General features: G+C 35.6%; 14 protein-coding genes. 6 read left to right on the top strand and 8 right to left on the bottom strand.

Annotation, left to right across the window (positions count from 1 at the left end):
- Positions 1–15: 15 nt before the first annotated feature.
- Both ABWH96_RS02050 and ABWH96_RS02045 read left to right on the top strand, forming a co-directional pair.
- Positions 16–261 (top strand): type B 50S ribosomal protein L31, encoded by a 246-nt coding sequence (locus ABWH96_RS02050; RefSeq protein ID WP_375579885.1) that lies wholly within the window; start codon positions 16–18, stop codon positions 259–261.
- 153 nt (positions 262–414) lie between these two features.
- Positions 415–1,830 carry a pyridoxal phosphate-dependent decarboxylase family protein gene (locus ABWH96_RS02045; RefSeq protein ID WP_375579884.1) on the top strand — a complete coding sequence of 472 codons (1,416 nt, stop codon included), beginning with the start codon at positions 415–417 and terminating at the stop codon, positions 1,828–1,830.
- Positions 1,831–1,890: 60 nt separating this feature from the next.
- On the opposite strand, the gene ABWH96_RS02040 is transcribed toward ABWH96_RS02045, so the two are convergent.
- From ABWH96_RS02040 to ABWH96_RS02015, 6 genes are all read right to left on the bottom strand, one after another.
- Positions 1,891–2,556, bottom strand: coding sequence for a porin family protein (locus ABWH96_RS02040; RefSeq protein ID WP_375579883.1), 666 nt, complete (start codon positions 2,554–2,556; stop codon positions 1,891–1,893).
- A gap of 118 nt (positions 2,557–2,674) precedes the next feature.
- Positions 2,675–5,200, bottom strand: a complete 2,526-nt coding sequence (locus tag ABWH96_RS02035; RefSeq protein WP_375579882.1) for an ABC transporter permease — start codon at positions 5,198–5,200, stop codon at positions 2,675–2,677.
- 12 nt (positions 5,201–5,212) lie between these two features.
- Positions 5,213–5,911, bottom strand: coding sequence for an ABC transporter ATP-binding protein (locus ABWH96_RS02030; protein WP_375579881.1), 699 nt, complete (start codon positions 5,909–5,911; stop codon positions 5,213–5,215).
- A 203-nt stretch (positions 5,912–6,114) separates the two neighbouring features.
- Positions 6,115–7,335, bottom strand: coding sequence for a Hint domain-containing homing endonuclease (locus ABWH96_RS02025; protein ID WP_375579880.1), 1,221 nt, complete (start codon positions 7,333–7,335; stop codon positions 6,115–6,117).
- Between the two features lie 16 nt (positions 7,336–7,351).
- Entirely contained in the window at positions 7,352–8,110 is a 759-nt protein-coding gene (locus ABWH96_RS02020) for a CPBP family intramembrane glutamic endopeptidase (RefSeq protein WP_375579879.1), read from the bottom strand.
- A complete protein-coding gene (locus tag ABWH96_RS02015; protein ID WP_375579878.1) occupies positions 8,103–8,630 on the bottom strand; it encodes a zinc ribbon domain-containing protein in 528 nt (175 codons plus the stop codon). Before ABWH96_RS02015 ends, ABWH96_RS02020 begins: the two co-directional genes overlap by 8 nt.
- 241 nt (positions 8,631–8,871) lie before the next feature.
- Here ABWH96_RS02015 and ABWH96_RS02010 point away from each other — a divergent pair, with 241 nt between their 5' ends.
- The 3 genes from ABWH96_RS02010 to ABWH96_RS02000 all read left to right on the top strand — a co-directional run bounded on the left by ABWH96_RS02010 (position 8,872) and on the right by ABWH96_RS02000 (position 12,411).
- Entirely contained in the window at positions 8,872–10,782 is a 1,911-nt protein-coding gene (locus tag ABWH96_RS02010) for a CocE/NonD family hydrolase (RefSeq protein ID WP_375579877.1), read from the top strand.
- Positions 10,783–10,892: 110 nt separating this feature from the next.
- Complete coding sequence (locus ABWH96_RS02005) at positions 10,893–11,483, top strand: hypothetical protein (RefSeq protein WP_375579876.1); 591 nt, start codon at positions 10,893–10,895, stop codon at positions 11,481–11,483.
- A 52-nt stretch (positions 11,484–11,535) separates the two neighbouring features.
- Positions 11,536–12,411, top strand: coding sequence for a cation diffusion facilitator family transporter (locus tag ABWH96_RS02000; protein WP_375579875.1), 876 nt, complete (start codon positions 11,536–11,538; stop codon positions 12,409–12,411).
- A 60-nt stretch (positions 12,412–12,471) separates the two neighbouring features.
- Here the strand turns inward: ABWH96_RS02000 and ABWH96_RS01995 are convergent, their stop codons facing one another.
- Both ABWH96_RS01995 and ABWH96_RS01990 read right to left on the bottom strand, forming a co-directional pair.
- Entirely contained in the window at positions 12,472–12,612 is a 141-nt protein-coding gene (locus ABWH96_RS01995; RefSeq protein WP_375579874.1) for a hypothetical protein, read from the bottom strand.
- Positions 12,613–12,788: 176 nt separating this feature from the next.
- Positions 12,789–14,705, bottom strand: coding sequence for a M1 family metallopeptidase (locus ABWH96_RS01990; RefSeq protein WP_375579873.1), 1,917 nt, complete (start codon positions 14,703–14,705; stop codon positions 12,789–12,791).
- 374 nt (positions 14,706–15,079) lie between these two features.
- Here ABWH96_RS01990 and ABWH96_RS01985 point away from each other — a divergent pair, with 374 nt between their 5' ends.
- Complete coding sequence (locus ABWH96_RS01985; RefSeq protein ID WP_375579872.1) at positions 15,080–17,200, top strand: TonB-dependent receptor; 2,121 nt, start codon at positions 15,080–15,082, stop codon at positions 17,198–17,200.
- Positions 17,201–17,292: the final 92 nt, after the last annotated feature.

The raw sequence follows: 17,292 nt of genomic DNA, 5'->3' as shown, positions 1-17,292 counted from the left end.
TTTAATTTAGCAGTTATGAAAAAAGATACTCATCCGGAATACAAAGAAGTTGTTTTCTGGGATACTCAAGCAGACGTGAAATTCTTAACGAGGTCAACAATGTCCTCTGAAGAAACCATCAAAATGGAAGATGGTAAAGAATATCCGGTAGTTAAAATCGAAGTTAGTTCAGCTTCTCACCCCTTTTATACAGGAAAGAAAATTTTCTTGGATACTGCAGGTCGTGTGGAGAAGTTCAACCAAAAATACAAAAAGAAGTAATAATTTTAGATTATCACTTTTTATTAAAAGTCTCTCTGATGTTAAAATTAGAGAGACTTTTTTATTTATACACTATTCCAACTTTTCAGCTACATCAAAATATTAAGCTTATATTTGAATTCAACAGATTGATTAGGATTTAGTTAACTATAGATGACCAGCGAAGAATTCAGAAAGCATGCCCATTCAATGGTAGATTGGATGGCGGATTATTTAGATAATGTGGAGGACTATCCCGTTTTATCTTCCGTTAAACCAGGTGAAATTAAAGCTCAATTCCCCAATAGCTTTCCTGAAAAAGCAGAAGATTTTAATAAAATTTTTGAGGATTTTGAAGAGAAGATTATGCCGGGCATTACGCACTGGGAAAGTCCTAATTTCTTCGCCTACTTCCCTGCCTCAAAAAGTAAAGCCTCCATTTTAGGCGAAATGATAATGTCTGTTTTAGGCACTCAGGGAATGGTGTGGCTGACTTCCCCTGCTGCCACTGAATTGGAAGATCGCATGATGGAATGGATGCGCGATCTACTGGGTTTATCCAATGACTGGACGGGCTCCATCCAAGATACTGCCTCAACAGGAACTTTCAATGCGTTAATCACGGCAAGAGAAAAAGCAAGTAACTTTCAGATAAATGAAAATGGCTTTTTCAGAATGCCAAAGTATCGGATATATGCTTCCGAACAGGCGCACAGTTCCATCGATAAAAATGTGAAAATTGCAGGCTTTGGCTCTAAGAATTTAGTCAAAATCCCAGTGGATGAAAATTTTGCTATGATTCCCGAAAAGCTGGAAGACAAAATTCAAAAAGATATAGTTTCAGGCTACGAGCCTTTATTGGTTTTGGGTGCTTTAGGTACGACAGGCACAACCGCTGTTGATCCTTTGGAGGAAATTGGTGCAATAGCTAAGAAATATCATTTATGGTATCACATAGATGCTGCCTATTCAGGAGCAGCTTTGATTTGTCCTGAACACAGATGGATGAGTAAAGGACTTGAAATGGCAGATAGTATGGTTTTTAATCCTCACAAATGGATGTTTGTCAATTTTGACTGCAGCTTATACTATGTAAAAGAGCCTGATTTATTAAAGCAATCCTATAGCATTACTCCTGAATACCTCAAAACAGATGCTGATGAGGAAGTAAATAATTATCGTGATTGGCACATACAATTGGGCCGTAGATTTAGAGCATTGAAGTTATGGTTTGTCTTGAGAGAATTTGGAGCTGAAAAACTCAGGACAATTATCAATAATCATATTGAATGGGCCAAGTGGTTGGAAAAAGAAATCAAAAAATCGGCAGACTTTGAAATGCTGGCACCAGTTCCAGTAAACTTGCTTTGCTTTCGCTTTAATGACGGGACGATGAATGAGGAAGATCTTAATAAATTCAATGAGCAGCTTTTGAAAAATGTTAATGCCACTGGTAAAATATTTATTACGCACACTAAACTGAACGGAAAATATACTTTGAGATTAGTGGGCGGCCATCCTGAATTGACTAAAGGACATTTGGAAAGGGCTTGGGGATTGATAAAGAATACTGCAAATGATTTGCTATAGCTGTCCTAGCTCGCGTTGCGACAGCTAAACGCGTGCTAGGACAGAAATAAAAACTTAGCTTTAGAATTTATAAGCTGCAGATATCGCAAAAACTCTATTACTAAATTTGCTACCGTTAGCATTTGAAGGTAAAATGTTGGCCAAACCAAGATTATAATTTAATCCTAGTTCTATACCTTCTATCTCTACTCCTGCTCCGAATAGTAAACCTAAATCAAATCTTCTAAAGTCATCTGTGTCTTCATCTGAACCCCACACAATACTTTCTTCTTCGCTTACAGTGTTTCCGCCAGAGGTAACCTCATATTTTTGGTTTCCGCTCAGTCCAACACCTACAGAGGGGCCAAAAACACCAAACACCTTTAAACCTCCCAAATCATAGGTGGCTCGTCCAGTCAAAGGAATATCTAGATACAATAAATCCACATTACTTTCAGCGACCCCACTAACACCAAATCCTGAAAACTCTTCACTTGAACGGTAACCTTTTGTGGAAAGCAATAAACCAGTTTGAAATGAAAACATATCTGTTAAAGGCATTTCTGCTGTTGCACCCACGTGAAACCCTACTCTACCATTAAAATTATCACTATAAGTCTGGTCATTATCTTTAAGTAATGCATTAGATACATTTAATCCAGCTTTTATGCCAAACTGCTGACCAAATAAATCACCGCTGAAACAAAACAGAGTAATAATTAAAAATCCTTTTACTAAATTTTTCATAATTTTTATTTAATAGTATAACAAATGGTTTACTTTTTCATAAGCTAATGATAAATAAACCAAAGCAAAACAACTAATTTTTAACTTAATCCGAAAGTACAATATACTTTTCTTTTAATTACACCTCTTTCCTCAATATCTCCAATGGTGGCTTATTCACTACCGACCTACTATTGGTCAATCCAATGAAAACGGTTAGGCCTGTAATGGCAATATAGGTAATCAACACAGCCCACAGATTAGGTACGAAAACAGTTTCAAAGCTAAAATAAGCTAATCCCCATGCGGATAGAATGGCGATGATGATACCCGTTAAACTGGAAATACTTCCTAAAAAGAAATATTCCATAAAGTTGATGCGAACAATTTGTTTTTTGCTGGCACCTATAGTTCTTAATAAAACGGCTTCTTGCATTCGCTGAAATTTGCTGATATTTACTGCGCCAATTAGTACAATTACACCTGTGATTATGCTAAAGAATGCCATAAATTGAATCACAAAGGAGATTTTTCCCAATACTTCATCTACCGTTTTTAAAATCAAGTCTAAATCGATTATAGAGATATTGGGGAATTTACTCACTACTTTTTGCTGGTATTGGGCTGATTTCTCTACTTTTTCATAGCGAGTTAATAGCACATGGAATTTTGGTGCTTCTTCCAGTACTCCTTCAGGGAAAACTACTAAGAAATTTGTCTGCACCCGTTGCCAGTCGATTTCCCTGATGCTTCCAACATAGCATTCGATCAAAGCGCCTTGAACATTAAATGTTAAAATATCTCCCAATCCAACTTTCATATCTTCTGCTAAACCTTGATCTAATGAAATGAATATGGAATCGTTGGGGTTTTGTACTTTTCCAATCCATTCTCCTTCTAATATTGTTTCTGAATCAATTAGGCTATCTCGATAGGTCACTCTATACTCTCGCCTCAATACCCAATTTCTCACACCAGCTGTAGTGTCTTCACGAATCGACTCTACCGATTCACCTTTCAAGCTGTGCAATTTCATAGTGACTATTGGCACTTCCTGAATAACAGGTAAGCTGTCATTTTCAGTTATCTGAATAACTTCATCCACTTGATCACTTTGGATATCAAAGAGCACCATATTCGGTTGATTTTCGCTGCTGCTAAGTTTAACTTTATCCAATAATAAATCTTGACTCAACATTAAGGTGGTGATTAATGCAGTACCCAAACCAATAGTCACCACCAAAATTAAGGTTTGGTTATTTGGTCTGTATAAATTAGCTAAGCCTTGTCTGGTAGTAAATGCAGCTTTTTCAGGGAAATATTTTCTTACTGCCCAAATGATTAATCTACTTACGCCCACCAAAATTAAAGCTGCTAAGAGCAATGAAACTGTGAAAACAGCTGCTTCCTTAAGTGAGTCAAGTTGTAGAAAGGAAAAGCCAAAAACGAATAATACGACTAGAACATATACAAAGCGACTGGCTTTGGATGTTTTACCCCAACCCATACTTCTCAATACATTTAATGGAGAAACTTTACGGATCTGCAAAAGCGGAACCAAAGCAAATAGTACAGAAGCCAATAAACCAATTAAAATACCTTGGAAAAATGAACTATAACTAAAGCTTAATTCAATTTCGAAAGGCAAGAAATCAGCAAAAAGCTTAGGCAGGAAATATTGAATGCTGCTTCCAATCAAGGAACCAATTACTGATCCAATCAATCCAATCACTGCAATTTGAATTAAGAAAATCCACATTCCTTGTAAAGAGGAGGCTCCTAAACAGCGCAAAATTGCTACAGATTTTACTTTCTCTTTTACATAAACCTGTACTGAGCTGGCCACACCAATACAGCCCAAAAGCAAAGCAATAAAGGCAGTTAAATTAAGAAATCCAGTTAGGTCAGAATAGGCATCTCCCAATTCTTCTTTTCTTTCCTCCACATCATCAAAACGGATTTCTTCCTTTTCCAAGCGAGGCTTTAAAACCTCATTAAAATATTTTTGATCATCAATTCCATCAGGAAATTTTACATATAATTTATAATTGATTCGACTGCCTTTTTGCATCAATCCTGTTTCTTCCAATTTGGAGAAAGGGATGAAAACAGGAGGAGCCACTGTGGTAGTAATAGCCGATTGACCAGGGGTTTTATTGATTTCGCCTGCAATGGGAAAAACATGATTTCCTATTCGAACTGAATCATCTGGATTCACATTAAATTGAAGCATTAGAGATTGGTCTACTAATGCTTTCTCTTTCGTATTGAAGTTTTCTGCAGATTCAAAAGGAGTGGTTTCTATCTTTCCATAAAAAGGATAATTAGCTTCTACAGCTCTTACATTTATCAATCGAGTCCCACCATTTTTCGGAAAATAAACCATGCTGGCAAAAGCCCTTTCTTCGGAAAGTTGTAGATTTTCATTTTCTAAAAACTGATAAAGAGAATCAGGAAACGGACTTCTGCTTTCCAATTCCACATCAGCTCCTAAAAGCTCTTTGGCTTCTGAGTTTATTTGTTGGGTAAGATTATCTCCAAATGAATTTATGGCAACCAGTGCTGCTATGCCGAGCACTATACTGCTCATAAACAAAAACAGACGCGAACGATTTCTGCGACTATCGCGCCAAGCCATTTTCAATAACCAATTTAAATTTTGCATGAGAATGGTTTTTTAAGCGTCTTCTGATGTTAGAGCTGCGGAATCTTTGATTAGTTTTCCACCTTTGAGTTGTAGGATTCGATCGGTTCTTTTGGCTAAATCGTGATCGTGAGTCACTAAAACCAAAGTAGTGCCTAATTCTTCGTTCAAATTAAAGATAAGGGCTTCAATGGTTTCACCAGTTTCCTGATCCAAATTTCCCGTTGGCTCATCGGCAAATAAAATTTTGGGTTGATTGGCAAAAGCCCTTGCAATGGAAACTCTTTGTTGCTCCCCACCCGAAAGCTGAGAAGCATAATGATGCATTCTGTCTCCTAAGCCTACTTTTTCTAGCAAATCAACAGCAATTGGTTTAACATTCTTTTTACCCAATAATTCCAAAGGCACCATCACATTTTCCAGAGCGGTAAGAGTGGGTAATAAATTAAAGCTTTGAAAAATAAATCCTACAGAAGCATTTCGAACGGCTGCTCTTTCATCTTCGGAAAGTTTCTCCAATTGCTCATCTACTAGCGTAACTGAGCCTGTTCCTGCCTCATCCAAGCCTGCACATAGTCCAAGTAAAGTAGTTTTACCGCTACCTGAAGGGCCAATAATGGCACAACTGCTGCCCGGTTCTATTTCAAAGTTAATATCAGAAAGTACGGTTAAAGATTTCTCCCCTGATTTATAGGTTTTGCTTAAGTTTTGAACTGCTAAAATATGATTCATGTGTATATTTATATTATTCAACGGCCATCCCGATAAGTCGGGACAGGCTATGGAATTCGCAATAAATATTCACAAGGCGGTTAGTATAAATTCGCCTTGTGAATATTTATGCTCATTTCATTGATATTTTTATCTACTACAACTTATTGGCAAACGGTTGAGGGGACAAACAGTTTAAGGAAAGTGATGGATGGATAAAAACCTTAATTCATTGGTTTCAAAACTTCAACCCCAACAATGAATTCATTAGCTATAAAATTATCACCTTCAGTCAGTTTGGAAATTGTATAAGTTTCTTGATGACCTTTCAAATATTCAATCTCAGTTAAGGTTTTTCTGCTATCTTTGGTTAAGAATTCATCACCTTTTTCAATCATATTGATATCATCAAAACCCTGATATTGTTTTGATTTTTGAGGATTTAAGGATGACCAGCCTTTATTTTTTACTTGGAAAGGATGATCTTGAGTTCCTGTAATTGAAGTGCCATCATCAAAATGATAAGTAACTAAATCATGATGATTTACTTTTTCCAATTTTTCTATTCTGGCTTTTTTCAATTCTTTAGAAGTAAAATCATGATAAAGAATGCTGTCTCCTATTTGCAGGTCTTCAATATTTTTAGTTTGATTATCAGCCATCAAAATTTCAGTTCCCGCTGCAAAACAATGAACATCTGTCCCATTAAAATAGATTTCAGAAATAACAGTATCATCATATTTCTCCCCTTTATAAACTTCAACTATTTCAAAAGTAAGTGTCCAGTCAGGTAATTTTTTCATCTCTTCAAAACTAGCACGGTTTTGAGTTCCTATAGGCTCAAATGAAAACCACTGATTTGCTATAGTATCTCTAAGATTTAAAGTAGCCAGTGGTTGGTTACCTAAATACACTTTCAATTTCTTGACTCTAGAGTTATTTTTGTAGGAACTCTCACTTTTTACATAGCCATTCACTACTATAATGTCGGTAATTCTGGGATTAGCCCCGCTAAAAGTATAAACTAATTTTTCGCCTTTTCCGTATCCTTGAACCCCTTCTACCCAAGCATTTTCATAATTCAAATCATGAGCATTTATCGGCTCATAACTATTTGAACCTTGTGATTTCAGGTAACTCGATGCACTAACTTCTTTCACTCCACCACCACAATACCAACTACATGCACTTCCTACTATATCCCAGATACCGCTGTAAACCTCGCCATATTCCATAAAAGCACTTTGTTCCTCCTTATTCAGTTCATCAAAGTTTAAACCTTCTTCAGACATTTTATGCATAGCTTGTTCTCTTAATTCCCATTGAATTTTAGCCTGATCAAAATCCAAAGGAAATATTTTTACAGGTTCAACGATTGGGACATTTTGCGCAGAAACCGAAAGATTTAAAAAGATAATTACCGTAGATAATATAATTGACTTCATAGTTTAAATTTCTAATTCAAAATACCTCATAATGTTCCAATAATACTACCGTAGTATTATGGATAAAATGCCCGACTATGCCATATATAATCGTATTGTAACGGGTACGAAAATATGCTAAGATTAATCCGAAAGGGATAATCCAATAAAGGCTTAAGAGTGAAAAATGTACCAATCCGAATAAAAAGGAAGAACCCCAAATAGCAGATTTTTGGCCAGCTAATTTTGATAGATTATTATATACAAAACCTCTAAAAGCCATTTCTTCAAAAATAGCAGGAAAAACAGCGGTTAAAATAATGGCTATAATTAATGAATATTCAAGGCCTTCAAAAATCTCATTATAATTATAAGATTCCATATCTAACACCAAGTTTAGCTTTTCTATACTTAAAAAAACTAAAATACCTGAAGTGAGTCCTATGGCTATCATCACTAATAATGGTCTAATTTGTATGTTTTTTAAGCTAAAAAGTTTCCAAACCTCTGGCTGAATAATCCCAAAGATTAAATCTACTATTGCAAAACAAACTGTCCATATAATAAATGGATATAAGCCTTCTCCTGTAAAAGAAGATACTACTAGAAGGGCAAGAATTATAAAGGTATATCTGGCTAAAAACTTTAAGTTCTCATTATAGCGTTTTTCTTTTTTTATATTTTCTTTAAACCTATTTAAATTTTGAGCACCACATTTGTTGCAAAACTTATAATCTAATTTTTGTTCCTGTCCACAATTATGGCATTCAATAATTGGGCTATCCTCTTCATTCATTTGGAGCATTTAGCACTTGAAGTTTTTGTGAAAATTCCTTGTAATCTTTAGCAGATGAAATCCCTTTTACAAAAATACCTATAAAAATGATTTTCAATATTATGCCGTGAAAAAGTAATGATGGGTCGACAAAAACTACGGATAACTGCAATAAAATCCAAAAAACGAAAGCTGCCATAATCCCTGTTAAAGGCTGATTTTTCACCCAAAAAACGCATGCAATAAATATAATAGAGGCTATTAAAGTACCAATTCCATCATAAAAAGTAAGCTCTTGTGTTAGATAAAATAAGCCCGCTAGTAAATGAAAGGCAGCTAGAACCCAAAGCAATATTTTCACATTTTTCAGCTTTTTCTTTGCATCTTTCAACACATTCATTTTTAATTTTATTCTATAATCAAATTTGTCTTTTTCTTCTTGACCTCCATTTTCAGGATATCCGCAATTCGGGCAAAAAATATCTTCCTGACTAAGTGTAGTTTTACATTTTGAACATTGGATTTGGCTTTGCTCCATCATTTATAAGTTTAAAATAAAAACTCAAAATAGGGGATAAAAAAATTTATGCCAAGGATTATTCTTCTTTTATGAAGCCTAAATATGCTTTGCATATTGTAATATAAAGTCTAACTTTTAGAATAAACCATCCAAAAAAAGCAGCAAATATTCTCTGACAACCATCCATCAAAATTTACCCACAACTCATTCATCTAAAAAACTTATTTGCTAACTTATCCTTTCAAATTAAACTTTATTCAAAATGAAGAAACATATATTATTTTTGATTGGCTTTTGCCTGTTTTTTAGTTCTAATGTTTGGGCGCAGGAAGAGGAAAGCAGTTACGTAAAAGAGCATTATGACAAAGAGGAAGTTTACATTCCTATGCGTGATGGTACTCGTCTTTATACTGCCATTTATACCCCCAAGGAAAAAGGTGACCACCCAATTATGATGCAAAGAACTTGTTACAGTATTGCACCTTATGGCCCAGACGAATATAAGCGTTCCCTTGGGCCATCTAAATACCTAATGGAAGATAAGTTTATTTTCGTTTATCAGGATGTAAGAGGAAGATGGATGTCTGAAGGAGAATTCACCAATATGACTCCTAACATCCCAGGTAATAAACATAAAAAAGAAACTGATGAGAGCTCCGATACTTATGACACCATAGAATGGTTGCTAAAACATTTAAAAGGCAAAACCAATGGGAAGGTTGGGCAATGGGGCATTAGCTACCCAGGGTTTTATACAGCTGCAGCCTTACCAGATGCACACCCAGCTTTAAAAGCAAGTTCACCTCAAGCTCCTATTGGAGATTTCTTTTTTGATGATTTTCATCACAATGGTGCTTATTTGCAAAGTTATACGGCTGCTTATCCGGTTTTTGGTTATCAAACTGAAGAACCTACTACAGAGTCATGGTATAATGAGGCTTTTGCTAGAATGAGAACCGCTAATGCTATTGATGGCTATGATTATCATATGGAATTAGGGCCATTGAAAAATATTACTGAAAAAATTCATTTTGACAATGAGTTTTGGGAGCAAACCGTAGAACACCCTAATTATGACGAGTTCTGGCAGAAAAGAAGCATTATTCCTCACTTAGATGATATTGACCATGCAGTAATGACTGTGGGTGGATGGTATGATGCAGAGGACCTATATGGCCCTTTGAATATTTACAAGACTATTGAAAAAACTAGTCCTGATGCTTATAACACTATCGTTTTTGGCCCATGGAGTCATGGAGATTGGGCTAGAGAAAAGGGTTTTCAGGCTGTAAATCATATTTACTTTGGAGATAGTATTTCAACTTTCTATCAAACTGAAATTGAGCGCAACTTCTTTAATCATTTCTTGAGAAATGGTGAAGGAAAACCTGATTTGCCGGAAGCTTATATGTTTGATACTGGTTTGAAAAAATGGCAAAAATTTGATGTTTGGCCACCACAAATTCCAAAAACTACTTTAGGATTTGCGCAAAACGGGAAGCTTTTAATAAATGATGAAGGAAGTAATGACGATGAGTTTAGCTATGTATCAGATCCCGCTAAACCAGTTCCTTATACATCATTTACGGAAAGTTTAACCTTCACTCCTCGTCCATATATGACGGATGATCAGCGCCATGCAGCACGCAGGCCTGATGTTTTAGTATGGGAATCAGATCCGTTAGAAGAAAATCTGACCTTGGCTGGGGAAATTGCAGCTAAATTGAAAGTTGCCATTTCTTCAACTGATGCCGATTTCATCGTTAAAATAATAGACGTTTATCCTGGTGATCATGAAAGCTATGAGCACAACCCTGAAAATATTGTGATGGGTAATTATCAGCAATTAGTACGAGCAGAAGTTTTCAGAGGTAGATTCAGAGATAGCTTTGCTGATCCTAAACCATTTGTTCCTAATGAGGAAGATGAAGTAGAAATTGCCTTGCAGGATATTCTACATACATTCAAAAAAGGACATAAAGTAATGGTACAAATCCACAGTACCTGGTTCCCTTATATTGATAGAAACCCACAAAAATATGTGGAGAACATTTATAAAGCTGAGGAAGAAGATTTTATAAAAGCGACCATTACAGTAAAAGGAGATTCTAAAATTGAAATTGGTGAGTTAGAAACTACGCCACAGTCTTTACAATTGGAATTGGATAAATAATTTTTTGCAGCTTTTTTATTTTTAAGCCTTGATCATATCGATCAGGGCTTTTCTTTTTCCAACCAAATTTTTATAGACTGTGTCAATAAATAAACCTTCAAAAACATCCTATGAAAAAACTATTCTTCTTGCTTGCAATCTTGTCCTTGTCATCACATTTTACTTATTCTCAAAATCATTCTTTTGGCTTATCTTATAGTCATATTTATAGTGGAGGAGCTAATGACTATGCAGAATTAGCAGGCGCTTCTTCATACCATATTAAAAATGGCGCACAATACAATTTAAATTACAAGTATCAATTGTCAAAAAATCTTAATTTGATTTCTGGTTTACAATTCCAACAAATTGGTATGCAGAGTCAAAATGGTTCGACCACAGGTGAGCTACAAACTTGGGATTTTCAAGTAGATAATTTAAACATACCTATTCTTGCAAACCTCACCTTTCTAAAATATTTATTCGTGGAAGGAGGCACCATGCTCAATTTTCAAATTAATGAAGAAGATCCTTACGGAATTGATGAACAGAATGGAATAGGTTTTTCATTAGGGCTTGGAATTCAGTATGATACAGGAAAGTTTAATGTTTTCTTAAAATCACAAGCTCAAATGCAAACCTTAATCCCGTTTAACAGAGAAAAGTATTATGATCGACTACTTGCCAATAGTCTTTCAGTAGGCATTTTCTATCAGCTATAAATCTTATCCGAATATTTAGCCAAAGCTGAACAAGTTTCCTAATTTTAGGCTTATGAAGAAAGAAAGCAGGCTAAAGTGGGTCATATTACTCAACATTATTATTACAGTTTCTCAAATCGTTGGAGGAATTGTAGGGAATTCTATGGCATTGATATCCGATGCCATGCACAATTTCAGTGATGTAGCTGCTCTCATTATCAGTCTAGTAGCCATAGTTTTAGCAAAGAAGGAGGCTACTTACAGCAAATCTTTTGGTTATAAAAGAGCTGAGGTTTTAGCAGCTTTTGTCAATTCAGCGGTTATCATAGCGGTGGCAGTCTATATTATTATTGAAAGCATAAAGCGCCTTCAAATTACCCAGACGCTGGAAATTAATAATGACTTAGTGATTTGGTTAGCAGGCATTGCCATAATTGCCAATGGGCTAAGTGTTTTATTTTTAGCGAAGGATGCTAAGCATAGCATGAATATGAAATCTGCTTTCCTGCATTTGCTTTCTGATACTTTATTTTCTGTTGCCGTTTTAGGTGGAGGTTTAGCCATGAAATATTATGGCGTTACCTGGGTTGATGGAGTATTATCAATTTTAATAGGCGTCTATTTGATTGCTACTTCCTGGCAACTCCTATGGGGATCTACGAAAATCCTACTACAATTTGTACCAGAAGGCATCAATATTCCTCGATTAGTAGAGGAGGTAGAGCATCTAAACGAAGTGAAAAATATTCACCACATCCATGTTTGGCAATTGGATGAATACACCATCCATTTGGAAGCGCATGTTGATTTAAGGGAAGATTTGAATGTGAGTCAAACACACGAAATTCAGAAGAAAATTGAAGATCTGTTGCATACCAATTTTTCGATTGGACATATAACCCTTCAATTTGAACATGGCTTAGATGAAAACAAGAAATTGATTCAGTAAAAAAACCATCCCTTGACTTAGTGTCAAAGGATGGTTTTCAATATTTAATCAGGATGAATTTTACTCACCTTTTTCCTTAAACTCATCCAACTTGGTTTTGCTCTCTTCTTTAGGGAAAACATTATTAGATTTATCTGTATCGGCTAATTCCCCTTCAGGATCGAAAACAATTTTCGAAACTTCTTTGTCTAAAATTAACATTTTACGGGTCTTACCTTCATTCTTTCTCCAAATCTCAGCAGGGATGTATTTTTCCTCTTTTTCGCCATCTTTATATTCGATAGTGAATAAAAGAGGAGATACTAATCCGCCTTCATTGCTTAAGGTGATTTCATAGAAATGCTTATCGGCATATCTTGCTTTGATGGCTTCATCATCTACCTTGGAACGATATTCACCAAACCAAAATTCTGGAGTTTCTGAAACAGAAATATAAGATCGGTCCGATCACTAAAATCAGTTTTTAATTCTTTCTCTTCTTTTTCACCTAAATCACCTTTTGGAGCTTTAGCATTTTTCTCCATATCAGATTCATCCTGTGCAATGCGGAAATATTTTACTTCATCCACGCTAACGTCAACATGGTCGGTTGTATAGAACCAACCTCTCCAGAACCAATCTAAATCTACTGCAGAAGCATCTTCCATCGTTCTGAAAAAATCGGCAGGAGTTGGATGCTTAAATTTCCATCTTTGAGCATAAGCCTTAAATGATTCATCAAAAAGCTCTGGTCCCATGATAGTGTTTCTCAATAAATTTAATGCAGCAGCTGGTTTTGAATAAGCATTTGGCCCTAATCTTAATACTTGCTCAGGGTTTGTCATGATCGGTCTTTGCTGATCTTTGCTACTTTTCATGTAACCCGTAACTGCTTGTGGAATATTGTCTGAATAAGGTAAATCAGGATAGTATTCAAACATCACATTCGACTCTAAGAATGAATTCAAACCTTCATCCATCCAAGCCCATTGACGCTCATCAGAATTTACAATCATTGGGAAGTAGTTGTGCCCAATTTCATGAACGATAACATAAGTCATCCCTAATTGAGTTCTTACAGAATACTCACCATTTTTATCTGGTCTTCCAAAGTTGAAACAAATCATTGGGTATTCCATTCCAATTGAAGCGGCATGAACTGAAGTTGCTTGAGGATATGGATAATCAAAAGTTCTTTCAGAATATAATTCTAAAGTATTCTTAATTGCCTTGGTTGATTCCTCTTCCCAAAGCGGGTTTCCTTCTTTAGGGTAGAATGATTGTGCAAAAGGCTTAGTAGATTCCAATTCCACCATTTGACCATCCCAAATGAATTTTCTGGAAGCAGCAAAACCAAAATCTCTTACATTTTCTGCTTTGAACTTCCATGTTTCATAAGAAGTAGATTTTTCTTTTTCGTTTTCTATGGCTTCTTCTTCAGTTACAATGAAAGTTTGTTCTTTAGATTTTAAAGCCTTCTCGTACCTTTTGAATTGGTCTTTAGTTAAAACTTCTTTTGCGTTTTGCACCATTCCGGTAGCACCTACAATGAAATCATCTGGAACCGTGATTTCTACATCATAGTCACCAAAAGTTAAGGCAAACTCACCAGAACCTAAGAATTGCTTGTTTTGCCATCCTTCTACATCATTGTATACGGCCATTCTTGGGAAAAACTGAGCCATAGTGTAAAGCGAATTTCCGTCTTCTTCGAAATATTCAAAGCCACTTCTTCCTCCACCTTTCATTCTGTCATTCACAAAGTAATTCCAGTCGATAGAAAAAGAAATATTCTCTCCAGGCTTTAAAGCTTCAGGTAAACGGATTTTCATCATCGTTTTTTGAACCAAATAATCCATTTCATCACCATCGGCATTCTTTACAGTCTCAATATTAAATCCGCCTGGGAAATCATAAGAGCTTCCTCCATTGGCAACATATTGCTCTAAATATTTAGCTGGAATAGTGTCGTTAAAGAAAGTAGCAGTGCTTACTAATTCACTATCAGAACCCTCTGCTCTCATATTTTGGTCTAATTGTAACCATAAATAGTTTAAAGAGTGTGGAGATTGGTTGTAATAGGTAATTGTTTCTGAACCTGTAATTTTATTAGAGGATTCATCCAACTTTACTTTGATAGAATAATCGGCTTTTTGCTGCCAATAATTCTCTCCTGGTGCTCCAGATGCTGTTCTGTAAGAATTAGGAGTTGGCAACATAGTTCCTAATTGTTCAAAACGTTCTTTGTATTCTTGCTCTTGTGCCACTGATAAAAATGGGGCACAGATAAGAATCATGATTAATAGTTTCTTCATAGTCTTCATATTATTAGCTAAAAATATATCCCAATACTACTAAAAAAATGCTTGGCATCCATTTTTAGCATTTCAAAATTACACTAAAGGACAAAAGAATTTTTTAAAGGGTCTTTTTATTAACGCAACTTTTATATATTTGCAACAATGTTGCGTTTAGGGAAAATATTATTCATTAGCTTTTTTGTTTTATCAGCGGAAATTATTTCTGCTCAGGAGAATTGTTTTGTTACTTTTTCAGGTCAAGTGCTATCTGAAGATGAACATATAGCAGCATCATTTGCGAGCATTTACTTACCTGAGCTAGAGAAAGGGTCCAAACAGATGAAAATGGTAATTTCTCTATAAAAATTCCATGTCATGATAAATACGAGGTGACCGTAAGTCATGTAGAATTTCAAAGTACTAACACTTTTATATCCGTAGAAATAGAAGATATAAAGCAAACTTTCTATCTAAAATCAAAAGACAATATTCTTTCTGCGGTTAGCGTGCATTCCCATAAAAGAGAAGAAGTATTATTAAGCAATGTAGAAAGTGTATTATCTACAAGAGAATTAAGAAAGCTAAAGGGTAAATCACTTTCAGAATCAGTAAGTACTTTACCAGGAGTTTATAATATTAAAACAGGCCCTGGCATCAATAAGCCGATGATTCACGGGCTTTATGGAAGCAGAATTCAAGTAGTAAATAATGAAGTTGCTCAAATGGGGCAGCAGTGGGGAGTGGACGACGCTCCAGAAATTGATCCATTTGTGGCTTCTCGGATTACTATTGTAAAAGGTGCTTCATCTGTTAAATACGGTCCAAGAGCTATTGGCGGGGCTTTACTTTTGGAGCCAGAACCATTAACGCCTGACTCGGCACTGCATGGGAGTTTGGATTTGGTCGGATTCTCAAACGGAAGAGGTGGTATAGGTTCCGCTATGTTATCAGGAAGTTTTTTATTGAATGAAGAAGAGTCCATTAATTGGAGAATTCAATCTTCTGCCAAGAAATCAGGCGATCAACAATCGGCAAACTACAATTTAACGAATACTGGCAGCGAGGAATTGAATTTTTCCGCTGCTGCAAATTATATCAAAGATGATTTACAAGCTGATGTATTCTACAGCCGATTCTCCACTGAAATCGGGATATTAAGAGGTGCGCATATCGGAAATGTGGATAATTTCTTTGAGGCATTAGATAGACGTCCACCATTCTTCACAGAAGATTTTTCTTATGAAATCAATAATCCAAAGCAGAATGTGGTGCATCAATTACTAAAAGCAAAAGTGCATTTAGATCGTTCTGATTATGGTGATTTTGATTTTATATATGCCTATCAACAAAACGCTAGACAAGAATTTGACATCAGAAGAGGCGGCAGAAGTGATAGACCTTCAGTTGATTTACAATTGGATAGTCATGTAGCTAAACTTCTTTTTCACCATGAACCTATTTGGAACAATTTAAGCGGTGAAATAGGCTTGGATTACGAATATCAGAATAATAAGAATGTTCCCGGTACAGGAACCACTCCCCTAATTCCTAATTATTCCAGCTTTCAAACGGGTGCCTTTTTAAACGAGGCCTGGACTGTTGAAAATTGGAATTTAGAAGCAGGCTTAAGATTTGATGCCATTGCAATAGATGTTTTAAAGTTTAATGCAGAAGGTGAATTAATAAATCCTCAACATCAATACAATATGTTTTCTGGAATAGTGGGTGGCGCATATGATATTAGTAACAACTTAACATATAAATCTAATATCAGCTGGAGTCAGAGAGCACCTAGCATAAATGAATTATACAGTCAGGGCTTGCATCACAGTGTCGCAGCTATAGAAGAAGGGGATGATCAACTTTCACCTGAAACCTCTTTAAAATGGTTACATAGTTTCCAATTTAGCCATAATGAAAAATTTAAACTGAATGTGGATGCTTATGCAAGCAGAATACAGAATTACATCTACCTGGAACCAGAAGAACCAAGGTTAACCATTAGAGGCGCATTTCCTGTTTACCGATATAAGCAAACATTAGCAGATATTTATGGAACAGACATTATAGCTAGTTATGAATTTTTCCATCACCTGACATTGAATACTAAAGCTTCTATCATTAGGGGAAATGACGTTTCCAATGAATTGCCTCTGATTTTCATGCCTGCGGATAGATGGGAAAACACTTTAAACTGGAGATTGTCCAATAAATTGGGCTTTAAGGAAATTGATTTCAGCTTAAGTGGGCTAAAAGTTTTTGAACAAAATAGGGCACCTATAACAGAAACGGAAGCGTATGAACAGGCTACTGTTCCCGTTCCAGAAGGATATTTTATCACGAACTTTTCACTTGACACTACCCGAAAATTAGAGAATGCACAGCTCAATATAGGCTTCAGCGTTTACAATGTATTGAATACCGATTATACCGATTACCTGAATAGATTGCGTTTTTATGCGGCCGAGACAGGAAGGAATTTTGAATTACGAATTAATTATATCTTTTAAATAGAGCCTATTAGGCAATTATATGAGCAAACTATATCACTATTAAAAATTAAGTACCAAAAAGCAAATTTTATAAATCAATAATTAGTAAC

Source organism: Marivirga tractuosa (assembly GCF_042140215.1).
Classification (GTDB): domain Bacteria; phylum Bacteroidota; class Bacteroidia; order Cytophagales; family Cyclobacteriaceae; genus Marivirga; species Marivirga tractuosa_A.
Note: the sequence above shows the minus strand (reverse complement) of the source record. Positions and strands in the feature narration are given on the sequence as shown.

What these genes read in the sequence shown, in the direction of transcription:
- ABWH96_RS02030 (WP_375579881.1), bottom strand. Translation starts at nt 5,911, where the DNA reads ATGAATCATATTTTAGCAGTTCAAAACTTAAGCAAAACCTATAAATCA.
- ABWH96_RS02015 (WP_375579878.1), bottom strand. Translation starts at nt 8,630, where the DNA reads ATGATGGAGCAAAGCCAAATCCAATGTTCAAAATGTAAAACTACACTT.
- ABWH96_RS01995 (WP_375579874.1), bottom strand. Translation starts at nt 12,612, where the DNA reads ATGTTAATTTTAGACAAAGAAGTTTCGAAAATTGTTTTCGATCCTGAA.
- ABWH96_RS02005 (WP_375579876.1), top strand. Translation starts at nt 10,893, where the DNA reads ATGAAAAAACTATTCTTCTTGCTTGCAATCTTGTCCTTGTCATCACAT.
- ABWH96_RS02035 (WP_375579882.1), bottom strand. Translation starts at nt 5,200, where the DNA reads ATGCAAAATTTAAATTGGTTATTGAAAATGGCTTGGCGCGATAGTCGC.
- ABWH96_RS02010 (WP_375579877.1), top strand. Translation starts at nt 8,872, where the DNA reads ATGAAGAAACATATATTATTTTTGATTGGCTTTTGCCTGTTTTTTAGT.
- ABWH96_RS02050 (WP_375579885.1), top strand. Translation starts at nt 16, where the DNA reads ATGAAAAAAGATACTCATCCGGAATACAAAGAAGTTGTTTTCTGGGAT.
- ABWH96_RS01990 (WP_375579873.1), bottom strand. Translation starts at nt 14,705, where the DNA reads ATGAAGAAACTATTAATCATGATTCTTATCTGTGCCCCATTTTTATCA.
- ABWH96_RS02045 (WP_375579884.1), top strand. Translation starts at nt 415, where the DNA reads ATGACCAGCGAAGAATTCAGAAAGCATGCCCATTCAATGGTAGATTGG.
- ABWH96_RS02000 (WP_375579875.1), top strand. Translation starts at nt 11,536, where the DNA reads ATGAAGAAAGAAAGCAGGCTAAAGTGGGTCATATTACTCAACATTATT.
- ABWH96_RS02040 (WP_375579883.1), bottom strand. Translation starts at nt 2,556, where the DNA reads ATGAAAAATTTAGTAAAAGGATTTTTAATTATTACTCTGTTTTGTTTC.
- ABWH96_RS02020 (WP_375579879.1), bottom strand. Translation starts at nt 8,110, where the DNA reads ATGAATGAAGAGGATAGCCCAATTATTGAATGCCATAATTGTGGACAG.
- ABWH96_RS02025 (WP_375579880.1), bottom strand. Translation starts at nt 7,335, where the DNA reads ATGAAGTCAATTATATTATCTACGGTAATTATCTTTTTAAATCTTTCG.